The sequence below is a fragment of the Streptomyces sp. NPDC003635 genome, assembly GCF_053587635.1.
On sequence record NZ_JBSFOK010000001.1, the window covers coordinates 353194 to 371445 of the forward strand.

Genomic DNA, 18252 nt, shown 5'->3' on the forward strand with positions numbered 1-18252 from the left:
CGGGTGGGCCCGCCGAGGGGTGGGCCCACCCGGCGCGTGATCGAGTGGGAGGGTGGAGGCCCCCCGACAGCTGCTCCCCGAACCCGTGCGCCGGGTCGGTGCCTGGTGTGCCGTGATCCTGCTGGCCGCGGGGGTCGTGTACGTCGGCATCCGGCTCGCCGACGAGTTCCGCACCGCCGTCGTGCCCGTGCTGCTCGCGCTGCTCGGCACCGCCCTGCTCGGCCCCTTCCACCGGCGGCTGGTCAAGGCCGGGATGCACCGGTCCCTCTCCGCCGCGCTCACCTGCGTCGCCGTCGTGGCCGTGGTCGGCGGGGCCGTGTACATCGTCGTGGCCGCGCTGATCGACACCGGCGACCAGATCGTCGCCTCCCTCAGGACCGCGGCCGAGGATCTCGCCGACCACTTCGGGGCGGCCGGCACCTCGCTGGACGACCTCGCCTCCAACTCCAAGGAGTTGCTCACCAAGTTCGGCGGCACCGCCGCCTCGGGTGTCATCAGCGGGGTCAGCGTCGTCGGCGAGACCATCGCCATGGCCGTACTGGCGCTGCTGCTCGTCTTCTTCTTCCTGCGCGACTCCGACCGGGCCGCGGACACCCTGCGCTCGATGGTGCCGCGCGGGTCCGCCGACACCGTGGTGGCGATGGCGCGTCGGGCCTTCGAGGCGGTCGAGGGGTTCATGCGGGGGACCACCTTCATCGCGTTCATCGACGCGTTCTGCATCACCCTCGGCCTGCTGATCCTGGACGTGCCGGGCGCCGTCGGGCTCGGCGCCCTGGTCTTCGTCGCCGCCTACATCCCCTACCTCGGCGCCTTCATCTCCGGCGCGGTCGCCGTGCTGGTCGCCCTCGCCGACCGGGGTTTCGTGATCGCCCTGTGGGTACTGGGAATCGTCCTGGCGGTCCAGCTCCTGGAGGGGCACGTCCTGCAGCCGATGATCCAGAGCCGCACCGTGCAGATGCATCCCGCGGTGGTGATGGTGGCGATCACCGCCGGTGCCTCGGTGGCCGGCATCCTCGGCATGCTGCTGTCGGTCCCGCTGACGGCGGCGGCCTTCGGCGTCGTCCAGGAGCTGCGCACGCGCTACACGCCACCCGAGCCGTCCGATTCCGGAAAGGAAGCCGTATGAGCATCAGCCCGGCCGACGCCGTCGAGGCCGCGTTCCGCTTCTACCGGTCGCAGGACCGTGAGTCGGCGTTCCCGCTCTACGCCGACGACTTCACCTTCACCAGCCCCCAGGACGACCACATCGACAAGGCCGCCTTCTTCGAGCGGTGCTTTCCCACGGCCGACCGGATGCGCGAGCAGCGGATGCTGCATCTGACGCAGGCCGACCCGGAGGTCGTCCTCGCGCACTACGAGTACGTGCTGACCACCGGTGAGCGGTACCGCAACGTCGAGGCGATCACCGTCCGCGACGGCCTCATCCGGGAGGTCCGGGTGTACTTCGGCGGCCGGGCCTGAGATCTACGGGCCCGCGCCGTCCGACTCCGTCAGCTCGAACCAGATGCTCTTGCCCCGGCCCCGCGGATCCACCCCCCAGGTGTCCGCGAGCAGCTCGATCAGCATCAGGCCCCGGCCGGATGAGGCCAGTTCGCCGGGGCGGCGCTTGTGCGGGAGGTCGTCGCTGGTGTCGGTGACCTCCACCCGCATCCGGCGGGTGCCGGGCTCGCCGCGCACCTCGGTCAGCAGCAGGGCGTCGGCGTCGGTGTGGACCAGGACGTTGGTCAGGGTCTCGGAGAGCAGCAGCACCGCGGAGTCGACCTGGTCGGCGGAGGACCAGTCGTGCAGCAGCTCCCGCAGCTGCTGCCGGGCCACCGCGACCAGCTCGGGCTCGTCCTGCGCCACCGTCAGCATCGAGCGGCGCACGACGGGCCGGACGGCCACCGGCTCCCCGCAGCCGCAGCCCTCTTCCTCTCGGCGCAGCAGCAGTACCGCTATGTCGTCCTCGCGCCGGTCGGCCAGCGGGCCCGTGGTGTGGTGCGAGGAGGGCCCGTGCACCGCCTGGACCAGGGCGTCGGCCAGCTCCTCCAGTTCGCCCTCGTGGTCCTCCAGGATCGAGCGGAGCCGCTTCCAGCCGGTCTCCAGGTCGTGGCCGCCGGTCTCGATCAGACCGTCGGTGCACAGCAGCATCGTCTCGCCCGGCTCCATGGTGATCCTGGTCGTCGGATAGTCCGCGTCCGGATCGATGCCGAGCGGCAGGCCGCCCGCCGTCGGCCGGGTCAGCACCGTCCCGTCCGCCATCCGGACCGCCGGGTCCGGATGCCCGGCGCGGGCGATGTCCAGGGTCGCCGAGGCGGGGTCGACCTCGACGTACAGGCAGGTCGCGAAGCGCAGGTCGTCGGGGGTGTGGTCGGTCATGCCGTGCAGGAAGCGGGAGGCCCGGGAGAGCACGGCGTCCGGGCGGTGGCCCTCGGAGGCGTAGGCGCGCAGGGCGATCCGCAGCTGGCCCATCAGCCCGGCGGCCCGCACGTCATGGCCCTGGACGTCCCCGATGACCAGGGCGAACCGGCCTCCCGGCAGCGGGATCATGTCGTACCAGTCACCGCCGACCTGGAGGCCGCCGCCGGTCGGCACATAGCGGGCGGCGACGCTCATGCCGGGTATCTCCCGCCTGCCGAGCGTGGGCAGCATCGAGCGCTGGAGCCCGTCGGTGAGCTCCCGCTGCGTCTCCGCGGCCCCGGCCCGGGACAGCGCCTGCGCCAGCATCCGGGCCACCGTCGTCAGCACCGAGCGCTCGTCCGGGGTGAACGCCACCGGATAGGTGAAGGCCGCCATCCAGGCGCCCATCGTGCGTCCGGCCACCGTCAGCGGCAGGAACGCCCACGAGCGGCGGCCGAAGTGCTCCGCGAGCGGCCAGGTCACCGGGTAGCGGGAGCGGTACTGCTCCGGGGTGGAGATGTAGACGGCCCGGCCGGTGCGGACGACCTCGGCGGCCGGATAGTCGGTCTGCAGGGACATGTGCGTGAAGGGGGCCTCGTCCCCGGGCTGCTGCCCGTGGTGGCCGATGATCGTCAGCCGGTCCGCCTCCACCCCGAACACCGCGAGCCCGTCCGGCGAGAACCCCGGCATCGACAGCCCGGCCGCGACCCGCAGCACCTCCGCCGTGGACCGCGCCTCCGCCAGCGCCCGGCCGGCGTCCAGCAGGAACGCCTCCCGCGAGCGCCGCCAGTCCCCGGTCACCGCGCGCCGCCCGGCCGGGGTGCCCGGTTCGGGCTCGGTGACCTCCTGAAGGGTGCCGATCACCTCGTAGGCCCGTTTGTCCGGGTCGAAGGAGGGCTTGAAACGGGCGCGGGTGACCCGGACGACCTCGCCCCGCTCGTCCATGATCCGCACCCGTACCTCGCCGAGCGTGCCCTCGGCGACGGCGAGCTGGATCACACCGGTGATCTCGTTCCAGTCGACGGGGTGCAGCCGGGCGCGCACCTGGGCCTCCCGGAGCGTGGCCCGCTCCCCGGGCAGCCCGAGCAGCCGGGCGGTCCCGGCGTCGGCCGTGACCAGCCCGGTGGCGGTGGACCAGTGCCATTGGCCCGTCGCCAGGGCGGCGAGAACCTCCCCCGCGGCGGGCAGGGGCTCACCAGTGCGCATTGACCCACTCTAAGAAGAGGTGATCGGGGGCTGCCACCGAGAGCGCCACCGGTCCGCCCCGGCAAATGGTGGGGAGCCGAGCGTGAGGTGGCCGGTACCCTTGGGAGGTCCGGGCACCGGGCCCCGGAGATTCCCGATCCGCGAAGACTGGATGAACGACGATGCATCGGTACAGGTCCCACACCTGCGGCGAGCTCCGCGCCTCTGACGTCGAGAGCGACGTCCGGCTGAGTGGCTGGCTGCACAATCGGCGCGACCTGGGCGGCATCCTCTTCATCGATCTGCGCGACCACTACGGCATCACGCAGCTCGTCGCCCGCCCCGGCACCGCCGCCTACGAGGCCCTGGACAAGCTGTCCAAGGAGTCCACGGTCCGGGTGGACGGCAAGGTTGTTTCACGTGGGACCGAGAACGTGAACCCCGACCTGCCCACCGGCGAGATCGAGGTCGAGGTCGGCGAGGTCGAGCTGCTCGGCGCGGCCGCCCCGCTGCCGTTCACGATCAACACCGAGGACGGAGTCAACGAGGAGCGGCGTCTCGAGTACCGCTTCCTGGACCTGCGCCGCGAGCGGATGCACAAGAACATCATGCTGCGGTCGGCGGTGATCGCCTCGATCCGCTCGAAGATGGTCGCCCTCGGCTTCAACGAGATGGCGACCCCGATCCTGTCGGCGACCTCCCCCGAGGGCGCCCGCGACTTCGTGGTCCCCTCCCGCCTGAACCCGGGCAAGTTCTACGCCCTCCCCCAGGCGCCGCAGCAGTTCAAGCAGCTGCTGATGATCTCCGGCTTCGACCGGTACTTCCAGATCGCGCCCTGCTTCCGCGACGAGGACGCCCGCGCCGACCGTTCGCCGGGCGAGTTCTACCAGCTCGACGTCGAGATGAGCTTCGTCGAGCAGGAGGACGTCTTCCAGCCGATCGAGAAGCTCATGACGGAGCTGTTCGAGGAGTTCGGAGGCGGCCGTCACGTGACGTCCCCCTTCCCGCGGATCCCGTTCCGCGAGGCGATGCTGAAGTACGGCTCCGACAAGCCGGACCTGCGGGCCCAGCTGGAGCTCGTCGACATCACCGACGTCTTCGAGGGCTCGGAGTTCAAGGCCTTCGCGGGCAAGCACGTGCGGGCGCTGGCGGTGCCGGACGTCTCCGCGCAGCCCCGGAAGTTCTTCGACCAGCTCGGCGACTTCGCCGTCTCGCTGGGCGCGAAGGGCCTGGCGTGGGTGCGGGTGGCCGAGGACGGCTCGCTGACCGGCCCGATCGCGAAGTTCCTGACCGAGGAGAACGTCGCCGAGCTGACCAAGCGCCTGTCGCTGTCGGCCGGTCACGCCGTGTTCTTCGGCGCGGGCGAGTTCGAAGAGGTCTCGAAGATCATGGGCGCGGTGCGGGTGGAAGCCGCCAAGCGCGCCGGGCACTTCGAGGAGAACGTCTTCCGGTTCTGCTGGATCGTCGACTTCCCGATGTACGAGAAGGACGAGGACACCGGGAAGATCGACTTCTCGCACAACCCGTTCTCGATGCCGCAGGGCGGTCTGGAGGCCCTGGAGACCCAGGACCCGCTGGACATCCTGGGCTGGCAGTACGACATCGTCTGCAACGGCGTCGAGCTGTCCTCCGGCGCGATCCGGAACCACGAGCCGGAGATCATGCTCAAGGCCTTCGAGATCGCGGGCTACGACCGGGACACCGTCGAGGAGCAGTTCGCGGGCATGCTGCGCGCCTTCCGCTTCGGCGCCCCGCCGCACGGCGGCATCGCCCCGGGCGTGGACCGCATCGTGATGCTCCTCGCCGACGAGCCGAACATCCGCGAGACGATCGCCTTCCCGCTCAACGGCAACGCCCAGGACCTGATGATGGGCGCGCCGACGGAGCTGGACGAGGCGCGGCTGAAGGAGCTGCACCTGACGGTGCGCAAGCCGCAGCCGAAGTAGTGAGCAGCTGAGCAGAAGGGCCCGGAACCGAACTCCTCGGTTCCGGGCCCTTCGGTGTCGCCGAGGAGTCGGTCCTGGCCTCGGCCGAGGTGGCACCTCACCCCTCGGCGCCGGCGTCAGATCACCCAGAGCAGCCCGTCGCCGCCGAGCAGTGTGCCGTTGCTCTGGGGGAGACCGACCGAGGGCCCGGTGAAGACGCGGCTGCCGGTGCCGGTGGGCCGGGAAGCTCCGCCGGGCAGGACGAAGACCGCGCCGGTGGCGTCGTTCTCCTCGGGGGCCCCGACGAACAGCTCCGGCCTGCCGTCCTTGTTCACGTCCCCGGCGGACACCGTGGTGCCGAAGAAGTCGCCGGGCTCGGAGGTGCTCGGGACGCCCGAGCTGTCCTGGGTGAAGGTGTACGCGCCGGTGCCCAGGGCGCCCGAGGAGCGGCCGGGGATCACGGTGACCGCGCCGGCCCCCTGGACGCTGCCGACGTCCTCGTAGGGCGCGCCGACCACGATGTCCGCGAGGCCGTCCCGGTTGAGGTCCGCCACCGTCAGACCACCGCCGAACGCGTCGTTCTTCTCGCTCGCGCCGGGCACGCCCGCGGTGTCCTGGGTGAGCTGGACAGGCTTGGTGTCGCCGGAGATACCGGTGGCGGAGCCGTACCAGACCAGGACCCGGCCGCCCTTCGCGCCGTCCGTGCCCTCGACCGCGGGCTCGTCCGGGTCGCCGGCCACGAGGTCGTCGTAGCCGTCGCCGTTGACGTCGCCGGTGGCGGCGATCAGGCCGTTGCCCGCGAGCTCCGTACCCGACGCGAACGTCGTGTAGAGGCGGCCGCCGGTCAGGTCGCCGTCCCGGGCCGTGACGACGGCCGGGGCGGGCAGCCCGTCGCCGTCGAAGTCGCCGAGGGTGACGGACTCCAGGGAGCCGGTGTCCATGTTCAGCATGGCGACGCCGAAGGTGCCGGTGCGCGAGAAGGGGCCCGTGAAGTGCACGGAGGCGTCGTAACCGGCCGCCGCCACCCAGGTCTTGGACGCCGCGCCGAGGCTCAGCGCCGCGATGTCCTGTCCGTACTGGTGCGGGGAGCCGGACGGCGACGGCAGATCCGTCCCGCTCGTCAACCCGCTGCTGCCGCCCCACAGCACGGTCACCGCGCCGGAGTCCGTCCCTTTGGAGGTGTCCTCGTACGGGGATCCCACCACCAGGTCGGCGTAGCCGTCCCGGTTCAGGTCGGCCGTGGCGGTGGCGGCCCCGAACCGGTCGTACGCCTCCGCCGTGCCCGGCACCCCGGAGGTGTTCTGCGTGATCGTCCTGCGGTTGCTCGCGCTCAGCCCCGACTTCGAGCCGTACAGCACGATCACCGCGCCGGCGGCCGCCTTGCCCGACACGTTCGCCCCCGGCGCGGGCAGCACGGCGTCCTTGTAGCCGTCGCCGTTGAAGTCCCCCGGCACCGCGCCGTGCACGGCCTGCGCGGGGCTCAGCGTGCCCATCGTGAGCCCCGCCGCCAGCAACGCGGCCATACCCCATCTGCGCATCTGAACTTCCCTTCTAGGAAAGGAGCTTGTAGCCGCCGAAACCGGTCGCGATCTTCACGCGTCCGCCGAACGAGCCCTTGCCGTCTCCGCTGTTGCGCCACAGGTAGCCGCTCGTGTCGCGGGAGACGAGGTCCGGCCTGCCGTCGTCGGTGATGTCGCCGACGCCCACGACCGTGTTGTAGGAGGCACCCCAGTCGGAGAAGACCTTCACCCGGGCCGCGAAGGTGCCGTCGCCCTTGCCGTCGTAGCGGTAGAGGGTGTTCGCCTTGTCCTGGGCGAGGAGGTCGGGCCTGCCGTCCCCGGTGATGTCGCCGACGCCCACGATCTTCTTGTACGTCTTCCAGTTGTCGTAGAGCTTCACGCGGGCGGAGAGCTTGCCCGTGCTGGTGCCCGTGTACAGGTAGACGGTGCCGGTCGAGGCGTTGCGGACCAGCAGGTCCGGGCGGCCGTCGCCGGTCAGATCGCCCGGGGAGGTCAGGACGTCGTACTGGGTCCAGCCGCTCGACGCCAGCGTCGTGTACGACGTCGACGGCTTCACCGTCGCGCCGCAGCCCGGCTTGTACAGGCGCAGGGCGCCACTGCTGTAGCGGACCAGGACGTCGTTGCAGCGGTCGCCGCTCAGGTCTCCGAACGGGATCGCCTTGACGGTGGTCGACCAGCCCGTGCCGGTGGTCTTCTCGCCGAACTTGCCCGTGCCCGTGCCGGAGTGCCAGGTGAGGCCGCCGGAGGAGTTGAGGGTGAGCAGGTCGCCGCGGCCGTCGGTGCCGTCGGGGCTGGTGAAGTCGTGCCGGACCGGGGCGCCGCGCTGCAGGAAGACCTCGCCGCTGGTCACCGTGGTCGCCGCGGAGCCGCCGAGACCGGTCGCCTTGAGGGTCCAGGTCGTCCAGCCGTTGGGGAAGCGTGCCCCGCCCGCCGTCAGACCGTTCCAGGACGCCGACACGTCGGTCCTGGTCGCGCCGCCGGTGATCGTGCGGGTGGCCTTGCCGTTCGCGCCGCTCTGGACGGAGGTGAAGGTCAGGGACCAGGAGGTGACCGGGCGGGACACCTGCCAGGTGCCCTGCCAGGGCGCCGACGTCGAGGGTTCCGCGTAGCTCTCGGTCTCCGCCCGGAACACCGTCACGGCCGACGGGGTGACGCCGGTGGTGACGACCTGGGTGCGCTCGTAGGCGTCGAACCAGGCGACCAGGCCCGTGTACTCGTCCACGGTCCAGCGGTGGCGGCGGTCGACGGCGACGCCGCTGTCGGGGAGGTGGGAGGCGATCACCCGGGTGGTGCCGGTGGCCGCCTCGGTCAGGACCAGGGTCGCGGCCTCGTGGTCGTGGCGGACCGTGAAGCCGTCGCCGAGCAGCACGTCACCCGGGGCGACCGCCTTCGCCGTACCGGCCTTGGTGTCGTACACGCCCGCAGAGGTCGATCCGCAGGCCCAGTACACCCAGCGGCCCGCCGCCTGCAGCTCGCTCGGCACACAGGCGAGGCCCGGCACGGTCACCGTGGCGAGGGTCTTCTGGCTGGTGAGGCTGTACGAGGTCAGCTTGCCGACGGTGGTGGTGGCGCTCCACAGGGTGGGGCCGTTCAGGGCGGCGGCCCGCGCCGACCGCTTCAGCTGCTGCCCCTGGCCGAACTCGCCGACGTACTGGGTGGAGCCGGAGTTGTAGACGGCGTAGTCGTCGGAGACGTCGACGATGCTGCCGCCTCCGGTGCCGAACTCCAGGTCGCTGGCGACGACGGCGTTGATCCGGTCCGCCTTCTCCAGGCCGCTGCCGCCCTCGTCGCCGTCGTAGAACGTGCTGAGGTAGACGTCGTCCGGCTCGCTGCCGGTGTTGCCCCACAGCGGGATGCAGGTGGTGCTGCCCGCCGTCGGGCAGACCGCGGTGGACGACAACTGGGCGCTGTCCACGGCGGCGGACGCGCTCAGTTCGGTGGAGCCGTTCGTGGTCAGGGAACGCAGGGTCGTGTACCGGCCGGAGTCGACGACACGCAGGCTGCCCCGGCTGAGCGAGATGCCCCGCTTGGCCTTCTCCGTACCCGGGACCTGGGACAGCTTCTCCAGAGCCGGGGTGCCGTCCGCGGCCTGGGTCACCCGCTGGAGCCACCAGTCGTCGGCGCCGGTGCCACCGGTGACGAGGGCGCCGCCGGAGGCGGGGAGCGCGTAGTCACCCTTCGACAGCAGCGTCCGCGTGGAGCCGTCGGTGAGCGACAGGGCGACGACCTCGAGGCCGGACGGCAGCACGAGCCAGTCGCCGACCAGGACCGGATCGCCGTTGATCTCGTCGGGATACGGCAGCGTGACGACCTGCTCCGGGGCGGAGAGGTCGGCACGCGACTTCAGGTGCAGTTCGTGGGTACTGGCGTCGTACCAGCCGACCCGGTCCGCGCTCATCACGTAGTCGTCGGCGTCCGCGGCGAAGATCTCGGTGTTCACGGCCGAGTCGACGTCGATGTAGTCGATGCCGCCGTTGTGCGTCCACAGCACGCCCTTGGAGTCCGCGGCGACGATCTCCTTGTCCTGGATGTTCGTCGTCTCACCGGTCACCTTGCGGGTGCGCTGGGCACCGTCGACGAAGTCGATCAGGGAGTAGCTCGTGACGATCGTGCCGCCGGCCAGGGCCCGGTAGTTGCCGTGACTGGAACCGGTCCAGGTCACGGCCTTGGAGGTGGCCGTCGCCGGGTCCCAGAGGCTGACGGACGAGGCACTCAGCGCCGACGGCAGGGCGACCAGGTCGGTGTCCGACCCGTACCAGGCCGTGCGGCACTCGCAGGTGTCGGTCGGGGTGTAGACACCGCCGTCGGCCTTCCTGACGGTGGCCGCGTCACCGGTCGCGTAGTCCGTCCACAGCAGCCCCGCCAAGCCGGCCGCTTGGTGCAGATAGCCGCTCTCGCCCGCGACGAACGGGCGGTCCTCGCGCGGAGTGGCGGAGCTGGGGTCACTGAGCGCGATCCTGGTGGTGGCGGCCTCGGCCGCCTCCGCGGTGTCGCCGCCGTCCGCCAGGACGACCACGGACGTGGCCGCGACGGCGACCACGAGTGAGGAGACGGCGGCGGCCAGACCGCCCCGTCTCAGGGCGTGTCTGCCCACGTGAGGTTCCCTCCCCAGCGAGGGCCCCCGCCCTCGCACAAGTGGCCGGATGCTACCAGCGGTTGATCAACGTCGAGGCATCGGGCGTCAGCCCTTGTCGCCGGCCCCGGAGAGCTTGCGGCTGCGGCGGCGCAGGGCCGGGCCGAGGCGGACCAGGACCCGCTTCTCGATGCCCGCCAGACGCCGCTCCATGGCGGCGAGCTGCTTGCGCGTGGCCTCCAGCTGCCTGACCGCGGCGTCGAGCCGTTCGGCCGTGCCCGCCGCGCGCTTCTCGGCGGCGGTCAGCTTCGCGCGCAGGTCGCTGTTCTGCTTGGTGACCGTCGCGAGCTTCGTCGTGAGCTTGGTCTCGGACACGGTGATCCGCTCCCGCAGCCGGCTCATCCGGTAGCGCGTCTGGCCGTCCTCCGTGCCGTCCCAGACCTGCATCGAGGCGGGCAGGTCCAGGGAGGCGACCCGGGCTTCGTAGGCGGCACCGCCGTCGCCGTGCTGGTAGGCGTTGTCCAGGCCGTTGCGGGTGAGGAACGCGGTGATGCGCTCGAACCGCTCGCCGTGGCCCTTGATCATCGCCGACCAGTCGGCGGCCTCGTACAGGTCACGCGGGTCGGTCTCGGCGGACAGTCCGGAGAGCTGGCGGTGCGGGATGTCGAAGTAGCGGCACAGCTCCAGGGTGCGCGAGTCGTGGGTGAGGACGACGGCGGGGGTGCCGGCCAGCAGGGCGGCGATGTTGCCGTGGATGCGGGTGCCATAGGCGAAGTCGTAGCCGCGCAGCTCGTCGATCCAGGTCGCCGGGTCCAGCGGCATGCGCACCTTGTTCTCGCGCAGCAGGGGGTGGCTGAGCTGGAGCGGGAAGGCGTCCTCGAAGCCGGACTCGGGCGTGGTGTCGCCCCACAGCAGCAGCTCGGCGTCGACGAGGTTCTGCGCGTAGTAGGTCAGGTTCGGGTAGTGCGCGTGGGCGTACTGGGCGATGCCGGATATGGGGCCGACGGGTATGGCGTTCGGCGACAGGTTGATCGCGAGGCGCGAGTCGGCGGTGATCTCCGTGGCGCGGATCGCCGGGAAGGTGTCGCCGTACAGGAACATCGACGGGCAGCCCATGATGTCGACGCTGTCGGCCGGGGCGCCGTGGTCCCGCAGATAGCGGGCGGTGAGCTCGCCGCGGACGCCGATGGAGGCCGACCGGTCGAGGACGGCCTTCAGGAAGCGCTTGACGGAGGCTTCCATCGGCTTGAGCTCGGCGGTGGCGTAGTCGTCGGTGGTCTGGGCGCCGCAGCCGAAGACGACCACCGGGATGGTCAGCTGCTCGATCAGCGTGGAGAGCCGGTCCAGCGAGGCCTGGAACTGCGGGCGGAAGGCGTTGGCGAGGGGGACGACGAAGACGTCGTACTGCTCGTTGATCTCCGCCGCCCGTTCCGCGGAGTGGTTGGTGCGGATGCCGTTTGACGTCACCTCGGTGTCCGGGGTGGTCAGCATCTTGTGGGCGGAGTCGCTGAAGAGCAGGTTGCCGGTGTTCGTCCCGATGAGGTCCTGGTGGATGAACTCGGTCGGAGTGGCGACGCGGAAGGGGCTCTTCCCGGATCTGATCAGGATGCGCTTCACGGCAGTCCTCGGTGCTGATGCGTCGCGCGTTCCGCGAGCGGTGACAGGAGTAAGCGCACACTATATGCAAGTAAATGAATAGTGAAGGAGTTGTCACCGCCCGCTGAACAGCGGACCGCTAGCGCGCCACGTACTGCGTCAGGATCGCCTGGACCTCGTAGATGTCGACGCCCTTGGTGAAGGTCTTGGTGATCGGCAGCTGCGTGCCGGAGACCCAGATCTTCAGTTCGGCGTCGAGGTCGAAGGTGCCCGCCGTCTCCACCGCGAAGTGGGTGATGCTGCGGTAGGGGATGGAGTGGTACTCCGTCTTCTTGCCGGTGATGCCCTGCTTGTCGACCAGGATCAGGCGGCGGTCGGTGAACAGGATGGTGTCGCGGATCAGCAGGTAGGCGGTGTGCACGGTCTCCCCCTGACCGAGCAGCTTGGCGTAGTCCTGCGCGGCCTGCGCCGGGTCGATCGGGTGTGCGTTGCCGAAAAGAGCCATGAGAGGACCCCCCACTCGAATGTCACGCGGCCTGAGCCGGCCGCGTGATCATGGCCAGATATATCTGGTGAACGGGGGGTCCGAGAAGGGCTGTTACGCGGCTGTGTCCCCGCCGAAGCGCTCCTTGTACGTCTCCAGGTCCTCGTCCGTCAGCTTGGCGAACAGGACCGGCGGGACGGTGAAGGCGGTGCCGGCCGGGACGGAGGTCAGGGACCTCGCCTCGTCCGCCGAGACCCAGGTCGCGGTGTCGTCGGTGAGCGCGAAGGACTGGCGCATGGCGGCGGAGGTCGACGGGATGAACGGCTCCGAGACGACCGCGTACAGGTGGATCAGGTTCATCGCCGTACGGAGGGTCAGGGCGGCGCCCTCCTGGTTCGTCTTGATCTCCAGCCAGGGGGCCTTCTCCTCCAGGTAGGAGTTGCCCGCGGACCACAGCGCGCGCAGGGCCGCCGCGGCCTTGCGGAACTGGAGGGCCTCCATGTGCTCCTCGTACTCGGCGAGGAGGCGCGCGATCTCCTCGCCCAGACGGGCCTCCGCCTCGCCGGGCTCGCCGCCCGCCGGGACCTCCTCGCCGAAGCGCTTCTTGGAGAAGGACAGGACGCGATTGACGAAGTTGCCCAGGGTGTCGGCCAGATCCTTGTTCACCGTCGCCGTGAAGTGCTCCCAGGTGAAGGAGGAGTCGTCCGACTCGGGGGCGTTGGCGATCAGGAAGTAGCGCCAGTAGTCCGCCGGGAGGATCTCCAGGGCCTGGTCGGTGAAGACGCCCCGCTTCTGCGAGGTGGAGAACTTGCCGCCGTAGTACGTCAGCCAGTTGAAGGCCTTGACGTAGTCGACCTTCTTCCACGGCTCGCGCACGCCGAGCTGGGTCGCGGGGAACATGACGGTGTGGAAGGGGACGTTGTCCTTCGCCATGAACTCCGTGTAGCGGACGTCCTGGTCGACGTCGTACCACCACGCCTTCCAGTCCCGGTTCTCCGGGTCCTGGTCCGACCACTCCTTCGTCGCGCCGATGTACTCGATCGGGGCGTCGAACCAGACGTAGAAGACCTTGCCCTCCGCCGCCAGCTCCGGCCAGGTGTCGGCCGGGACCGGGACGCCCCAGTCGAGGTCACGGGTGATGGCGCGGTCGTGCAGGCCCTCGGTGAGCCACTTGTGGGCGATGGAGGAGGCCAGGTGCGGCCACTGCTGGTCGTGGCGGGCGACCCATTCGCGGACCTCGTTCTCCAGCTTGGACTGGAGGAGGAAGAGGTGCTTGGTCTCACGGACCTCGAGGTCGGTGGAGCCGGAGATCGCCGAGCGCGGGTTGATCAGGTCGGTGGGGTCGAGCACCCGGGTGCAGTTCTCGCACTGGTCGCCGCGGGCCTTGTCGTAGCCGCAGTGGGGGCAGGTGCCCTCGACGTAGCGGTCCGGCAGGAAACGGCCGTCGGCCGGGCTGTACACCTGGCGGATGGCCCGCTCCTCGATGAAGCCGTTCTCCTGGAGCTTGCGGGCGAAGTGCTGGGTGATCTCGACGTTCTGCTCGCTGGAGCTGCGGCCGAAGTAGTCGAAGGCCAGCGCGAAGCCGTCGTAGACCGCCTTCTGGGCGTCGTGCGCCTGGGCGCAGAACTCCGCCACCGGGATGCCCCGCTCCTTCGCGGCCAGCTCGGCGGGGGTGCCGTGCTCGTCGGTGGCGCAGATGTAGAGGACGTCGTGGCCGCGCTGGCGGAGGTACCGGGAGTACACGTCCGCCGGGAGCATGGACCCCACCATGTTGCCCAGGTGCTTGATCCCGTTGATGTACGGAAGGGCGCTGGTGATGAGGTGTCGAGCCATGGCTTGGCTGCTCCCGGGTCGGTTGTTTTTCGAACCTTGAAATCGTAGCCGACATGGGTGGGCCGCCCGCTTCCCGTTTTAAGGGGTGGGAAGGGGCGGCCTCGGCGGTGCGGATGCTTCTGGGTGACGGGCTACCGGCTACGGGCGCCAGTTCTCCAGTACGCCCGTGTAGAGCTCGGTGTCGGTGAGCTCGCGGGGGGTGGGGCCGGCGTGGAAGAAGGACGTGTTGTCGGTCTTCAGTTTGCGGAGGTAGTCGAAGGCCTTGTTGTCGTGCTCGCCGAAGGCGACGAAGGCGAAGTGGATGTTCGGGTGGTTCTTCGCGGCGTCGGTGAGGGCCTGGGTGGCGGGGGTCTTCGCGTCCGGGGCGCCGTCGGTCTGGAAGATCACGAGGGCGGGGGTGCCGGCGGGGGTGTTCTTGTGGTGCTGTGTGACGACTTCCTCGACGGCTACGTGGTAGCTGGTACGGCCCATGCGGCCGAGGCTCGCGTGGGTGTCGTCGATCTTGTTCTCGTGGTCGGTGAGGGTGAGCTCGGTGGTGCCGTCGAGCTCGGTGGAGAAGAAGGTGACGTGGACGGTGGCGTCGTCGTCGAGGTGGGCCGCGAGGGCGAGGGTCTGCTCGGCGAGGGCCTGGGCGGAGCCGTCCTTGTAGTACGGGCGCATGCTCGCGGAGCGGTCGAGCACGAGGTAGGTCTTGGCGCGGGTGCCGGTGAGGTTGTTCTTCTTGAGCGGGCCGGCGGCCGCGCGGTAGGCGGTGGCCAGGCCGGGGGCCCGGCTCTTCAGTCGGGCGAGGGTCGTGGCGGGCGTACGGGTTTCGGCGTCGGCGTCGGTATCGGTGTCGGCTTCGCCTTCGGCCGAGTCGCTCCCACCCGCACCACCCGTGCCGCTTTCGTGGTCGGCTGCGGCAGCGACCTGCGGGGCGTCCTCACCGTCGGAGGCCGCGGGCTCGGGGGAGGCGGGGGCGGCGTCCTCGTCGTCGGCTGCGGCAGCGACCTGCGGGGCGTCCTCACCGTCGGCGGCCGCGGGCTCTTCGGTCACCGGCTCGGGCTCCACGACCGGCTCGGCCTCGGCCACCGGCTCAGACTCCGCCGCCACCACGGGCTCCGGCTCCTCCACCACCGGTTCCGCGGCAGGTTCAGCCGCCGCCTCGGGCGCCGTCTCCGCCTCTACGACGGGCTCGGCCTCGGGCTCCACGACCGGCTCGGCCTCCACCGCAGCGACCGGCTCCGGCTCAGCCTCCGCGACCGGCTCCGGCTCCGAATCCGGCTCAGCCTTCTCCTCCAGCGCCGACTCGGACTCGCTCACCGGCTCGGCCTCGGCCTTCGCGACGGGCTCGGCCTTCGCCTTAGCGACGGGCTCGACCTCAGCCTCCACGATCGGCTCAGCCTCGGTCTTAGCGACCGGCTCTGCCTCGGCCTTAGTGACGGGCTCGGCCTCCACGACCGGCTCTGCCTCCGCCTTTGCGACGGGCTCTGCCTCGGCCTCAGCGACGGGCTCGGCCTCCACGACCGGCTCTGCCTCCGCCTTCGCGACGGGCTCGGCCTTCGCCTTAGCGACGGGCTCGACCTCGGCCTCCACGATCGGCTCAGCCTCGGCCTCAGCGACCGGCTCAGCCTCGGCCTCAGCGACCGGCTCAGCCTCCGCCTTCGCGACCGGCTCAGCCTCCGCCTTCGCGACCGGCTCGGTCTTCTCCTCCGTCACCGGGTCCGGTTCCGACTGCTTCGGGACCGTTACGTTGTCGAAGGCTGCTGATACCAGTTCGTGTTCGGAGTCCGTCGACTGACGGGGTTCCGGGACCTGGGGGCGGTCGGTCTGGGCCTCGGGCGTGGTCGTGACCTCTGCCCTGGGCGTCGTGTCCGCACCCTCTGCCTCGGGCGTGCGGCCCTTACGGCCGCGGCCGAACGCGTTCCGCAGGAGAGTGAGAATGCCCATGTGCGCAACCCTTCGCATGAGTTGTAGCCCGTCAATCCCTGGCCAGGACGGACACGTAAGGTTAGCCGCCCCCGGCCGTGATCTTCGGCAGGGATGCCCTGACGGTCGGCCCTCCGCTCAACTCGGTTTCCGATACCTCCAGTTCACCCTTCGTTCATGACGCGTCCCCGTTTTCGCACAGACGCCCCCCTACCGTCCGTCAGGCTGGATCCAAGGGGAAGCAAGGGGAGAACAAAGTGCGCATTCCGCTGCCGCTCATCAGAACGTCGAACGATTCGCATCCCGGTGGGCGTTCCGCCATGACCTGCCGTTTCCGGTGTGGCGACGCCTGTTTCCACGAGGTGCCCAATACCACCACCAACCCGTACGTCGGCGACATCATCGCCGGCGCCCTGAGCCGCCGTAGCGTGATGCGCGCCGCCGCCGTGGTGACCGCCGCGGCCGCCGCCGGCACCGCCGCCACCGTCGCCGCCGCCCCGCAGGCCCAGGCCGCGCCCGCCACCTCGACCAAGCACTCCAGCCGCGGTGCCCGCGGTCTGCGCTTCACGGCCGTGGCCCCCAACACCACCGACGCCGTCACCGTGCCCGAGGGCTACGGCCAGAACGTCGTCATCCGCTGGGGTGAGCCCATCCTGCGCGGCGCCCCCGCCTTCGACCCGGAGAACCAGACGGCGAAGGCGCAGGCCCTGCAGTTCGGCTACAACTGCGACTTCCTCGCCCTGCTGCCCCTCCCCGGTGAGTACAACCGGCAGATCCTCGTCGCCAACCACGAGTACACCGACGAGATCCTGATGTTCCGCGGCTACGACGCCGCCAACCCCACCCGCGAGCAGGTCGAGATCGCCTGGGCCGCCCACGGGCTCTCCGCCGTCGTGGTGGAGGGGAACAAGAAGAACGGCCAGCTCCGGCCCGTGCCGCGGCACCCGCTCAACCGCCGCGTCACCGCCACCACCGAGTTCCGGATCACCGGCCCGGCCGCCGGTTCCGACCTGCTGAAGACCTCCGCCGACCCGACCGGGACCAAGGCGCTCGGCACCCTCAACAACTGCGCCGGCGGCACCACCCCGTGGGGCACCACGCTGCACGGCGAGGAGAACTTCAACCAGTACTTCGCCAACTCCAGCCGCGCCACGGACAAGCGGTACGGCATCGGCACCGGCGCCACCGAGCGCAAGTGGGAGCTCTTCGACAAGCGCTTCGACGTCGCCCAGGAGCCCAACGAGGTGCACCGCTTCGGCTACGTCGTCGAGCTCGACCCGTACGACCCGCACTCCACGCCCCGCAAGCACACCGCGCTCGGCCGCTTCAAGCACGAGGGCGCGACCGTGCGGCTCACCGGCGACGGCCGTCCCGTCGTCTACTCCGGTGACGACGAGCGCTTCGACTACTTCTACAAGTTCGTCGGCAGCAAGCGGATGAAGAAGGGGTCGTCCCGGGCCGTGCGCGAGCACAACCTCTCGCTGCTCGACGAGGGCACCCTCTACGTCGCCAAGCTCACCGGCGACTCCCCCGCGATCGAGATCGACGGCACGGGCAAGCTCCCCGCCGACGGTGAGTTCGACGGCTCCGGTGAGTGGATCCCGCTGGCCACCGCCACCGCCAAGGGCGCGGTCAGCCATGTCGAGGGCATGACCGCCGAGGAGGTCTTCGTCTTCACGCGTCTCGCCGGTGACAAGGTGGGCGCCACCAAGATGGACCGTCCCGAGGACGTCGAGCCCAACCCGCACACCGGCAAGGTGTACGTCGCCCTCACCAACAACTCCAACCGCGGCATCGGCACCAACGCCAAGGCGGACGAGGCCAACCCGCGCAACGCCAACAAGCACGGCCAGGTCCTGGAGCTGACCGAGCGCTGGAACTGCGCCGACAGCACCAGGTTCGCCTGGAGCCTGTTCCTGGTCGCCGGTGACCCGAACGACCCGGCCACCTACTTCGCGGGCTTCCCGAAGGACCAGGTCAGCCCGATCTCCTGCCCCGACAACGTGGCCTTCGACCCGCACGGCAACCTGTGGATCTCCACGGACGGCGCGCAGCTCGGTTCGCACGACGGTCTCTTCGGTGTCGCTACGCGCGGTGACCGGCGCGGTGAGCTGAAGCAGTTCCTGACCGTGCCGCGGGGCGCGGAGACCTGCGGCCCGATCGTCCAGGACCGGCGGGTGCTGGTCGCCGTGCAGCACCCGGGTGAGATCACGGGTGCGACGGTGGAGAAGCCGGAGAGCACGTGGCCCGACGGGCCCGGCACGTACGTCCGGCCGGCCGTGGTCGCCGTGTGGCGCAAGGACGGCCGCGACATCGGCGTCTGAGCACTGCTGTGACCCGACCCACCCG

The 18252-nt window shown here is 70.5% G+C and carries 11 protein-coding genes; 4 read left to right on the plus strand and 7 right to left on the minus strand.

Going from position 1 to position 18252, the window contains the following annotated elements; translation table 11 throughout:
• Window positions 1–52 precede the first annotated feature (52 nt).
• Together ACWDRW_RS01665 and ACWDRW_RS01670 are read left to right on the plus strand one after the other, a co-directional pair.
• The gene (locus tag ACWDRW_RS01665; protein WP_451718502.1) at window positions 53–1126 is read left to right on the plus strand and encodes an AI-2E family transporter; all 1074 of its coding nucleotides are present in this window, start codon (window positions 53–55) and stop codon (window positions 1124–1126) included.
• On the plus strand, window positions 1123–1461 hold the full coding sequence (locus ACWDRW_RS01670; RefSeq protein ID WP_451718505.1) for a nuclear transport factor 2 family protein: 339 nt from the start codon (window positions 1123–1125) through the stop codon (window positions 1459–1461). The genes ACWDRW_RS01665 and ACWDRW_RS01670 overlap by 4 nt, the downstream gene beginning before the upstream one ends.
• A gap of 3 nt (window positions 1462–1464) precedes the next feature.
• Here the strand turns inward: ACWDRW_RS01670 and ACWDRW_RS01675 are convergent, their stop codons facing one another.
• Entirely contained in the window at window positions 1465–3585 is a 2121-nt protein-coding gene (locus tag ACWDRW_RS01675) for a SpoIIE family protein phosphatase (RefSeq protein ID WP_451718508.1), read from the minus strand.
• Between the two features lie 161 nt (window positions 3586–3746).
• Here ACWDRW_RS01675 and aspS point away from each other — a divergent pair, with 161 nt between their 5' ends.
• Window positions 3747–5510, plus strand: a complete 1764-nt coding sequence (gene aspS, locus ACWDRW_RS01680) for an aspartate--tRNA ligase (protein WP_451718511.1) — start codon at window positions 3747–3749, stop codon at window positions 5508–5510.
• Window positions 5511–5626: 116 nt separating this feature from the next.
• Here aspS and ACWDRW_RS01685 read toward each other — a convergent pair whose 3' ends face one another.
• From ACWDRW_RS01685 to ACWDRW_RS01710, 6 genes are all read right to left on the minus strand, one after another.
• On the minus strand, window positions 5627–7027 hold the full coding sequence (locus ACWDRW_RS01685; protein WP_451718514.1) for a VCBS repeat-containing protein: 1401 nt from the start codon (window positions 7025–7027) through the stop codon (window positions 5627–5629).
• A gap of 13 nt (window positions 7028–7040) precedes the next feature.
• On the minus strand, window positions 7041–10103 hold the full coding sequence (locus ACWDRW_RS01690) for an FG-GAP repeat domain-containing protein (protein ID WP_451718517.1): 3063 nt from the start codon (window positions 10101–10103) through the stop codon (window positions 7041–7043).
• Window positions 10104–10190: 87 nt separating this feature from the next.
• Window positions 10191–11699 (minus strand): polysaccharide pyruvyl transferase family protein, encoded by a 1509-nt coding sequence (locus ACWDRW_RS01695; protein ID WP_451718520.1) that lies wholly within the window; start codon window positions 11697–11699, stop codon window positions 10191–10193.
• A gap of 118 nt (window positions 11700–11817) precedes the next feature.
• On the minus strand, window positions 11818–12183 hold the full coding sequence (locus ACWDRW_RS01700; RefSeq protein ID WP_269660554.1) for a PH domain-containing protein: 366 nt from the start codon (window positions 12181–12183) through the stop codon (window positions 11818–11820).
• A gap of 93 nt (window positions 12184–12276) precedes the next feature.
• Window positions 12277–13995 carry a methionine--tRNA ligase gene (gene metG, locus ACWDRW_RS01705; protein WP_451718524.1) on the minus strand — a complete coding sequence of 573 codons (1719 nt, stop codon included), beginning with the start codon at window positions 13993–13995 and terminating at the stop codon, window positions 12277–12279.
• A 138-nt stretch (window positions 13996–14133) separates the two neighbouring features.
• Window positions 14134–15924: a VWA domain-containing protein gene (locus tag ACWDRW_RS01710; protein WP_451718526.1), complete on the minus strand. Its 1791-nt coding sequence runs from the start codon at window positions 15922–15924 to the stop codon at window positions 14134–14136.
• Between the two features lie 236 nt (window positions 15925–16160).
• Here ACWDRW_RS01710 and ACWDRW_RS01715 point away from each other — a divergent pair, with 236 nt between their 5' ends.
• Window positions 16161–18227, plus strand: a complete 2067-nt coding sequence (locus tag ACWDRW_RS01715) for a PhoX family protein (RefSeq protein ID WP_451718528.1) — start codon at window positions 16161–16163, stop codon at window positions 18225–18227.
• Window positions 18228–18252 lie beyond the last annotated feature (25 nt).

Coding starts and splice junctions, on each gene's coding strand:
- aspS (WP_451718511.1), top strand. CDS start 3,747: ATGCATCGGTACAGGTCCCACACCTGCGGCGAGCTCCGCGCCTCTGAC.
- ACWDRW_RS01700 (WP_269660554.1), bottom strand. CDS start 12,183: ATGGCTCTTTTCGGCAACGCACACCCGATCGACCCGGCGCAGGCCGCG.
- ACWDRW_RS01685 (WP_451718514.1), bottom strand. CDS start 7,027: ATGCGCAGATGGGGTATGGCCGCGTTGCTGGCGGCGGGGCTCACGATG.
- ACWDRW_RS01675 (WP_451718508.1), bottom strand. CDS start 3,585: ATGCGCACTGGTGAGCCCCTGCCCGCCGCGGGGGAGGTTCTCGCCGCC.
- ACWDRW_RS01710 (WP_451718526.1), bottom strand. CDS start 15,924: ATGGGCATTCTCACTCTCCTGCGGAACGCGTTCGGCCGCGGCCGTAAG.
- metG (WP_451718524.1), bottom strand. CDS start 13,995: ATGGCTCGACACCTCATCACCAGCGCCCTTCCGTACATCAACGGGATC.
- ACWDRW_RS01670 (WP_451718505.1), top strand. CDS start 1,123: ATGAGCATCAGCCCGGCCGACGCCGTCGAGGCCGCGTTCCGCTTCTAC.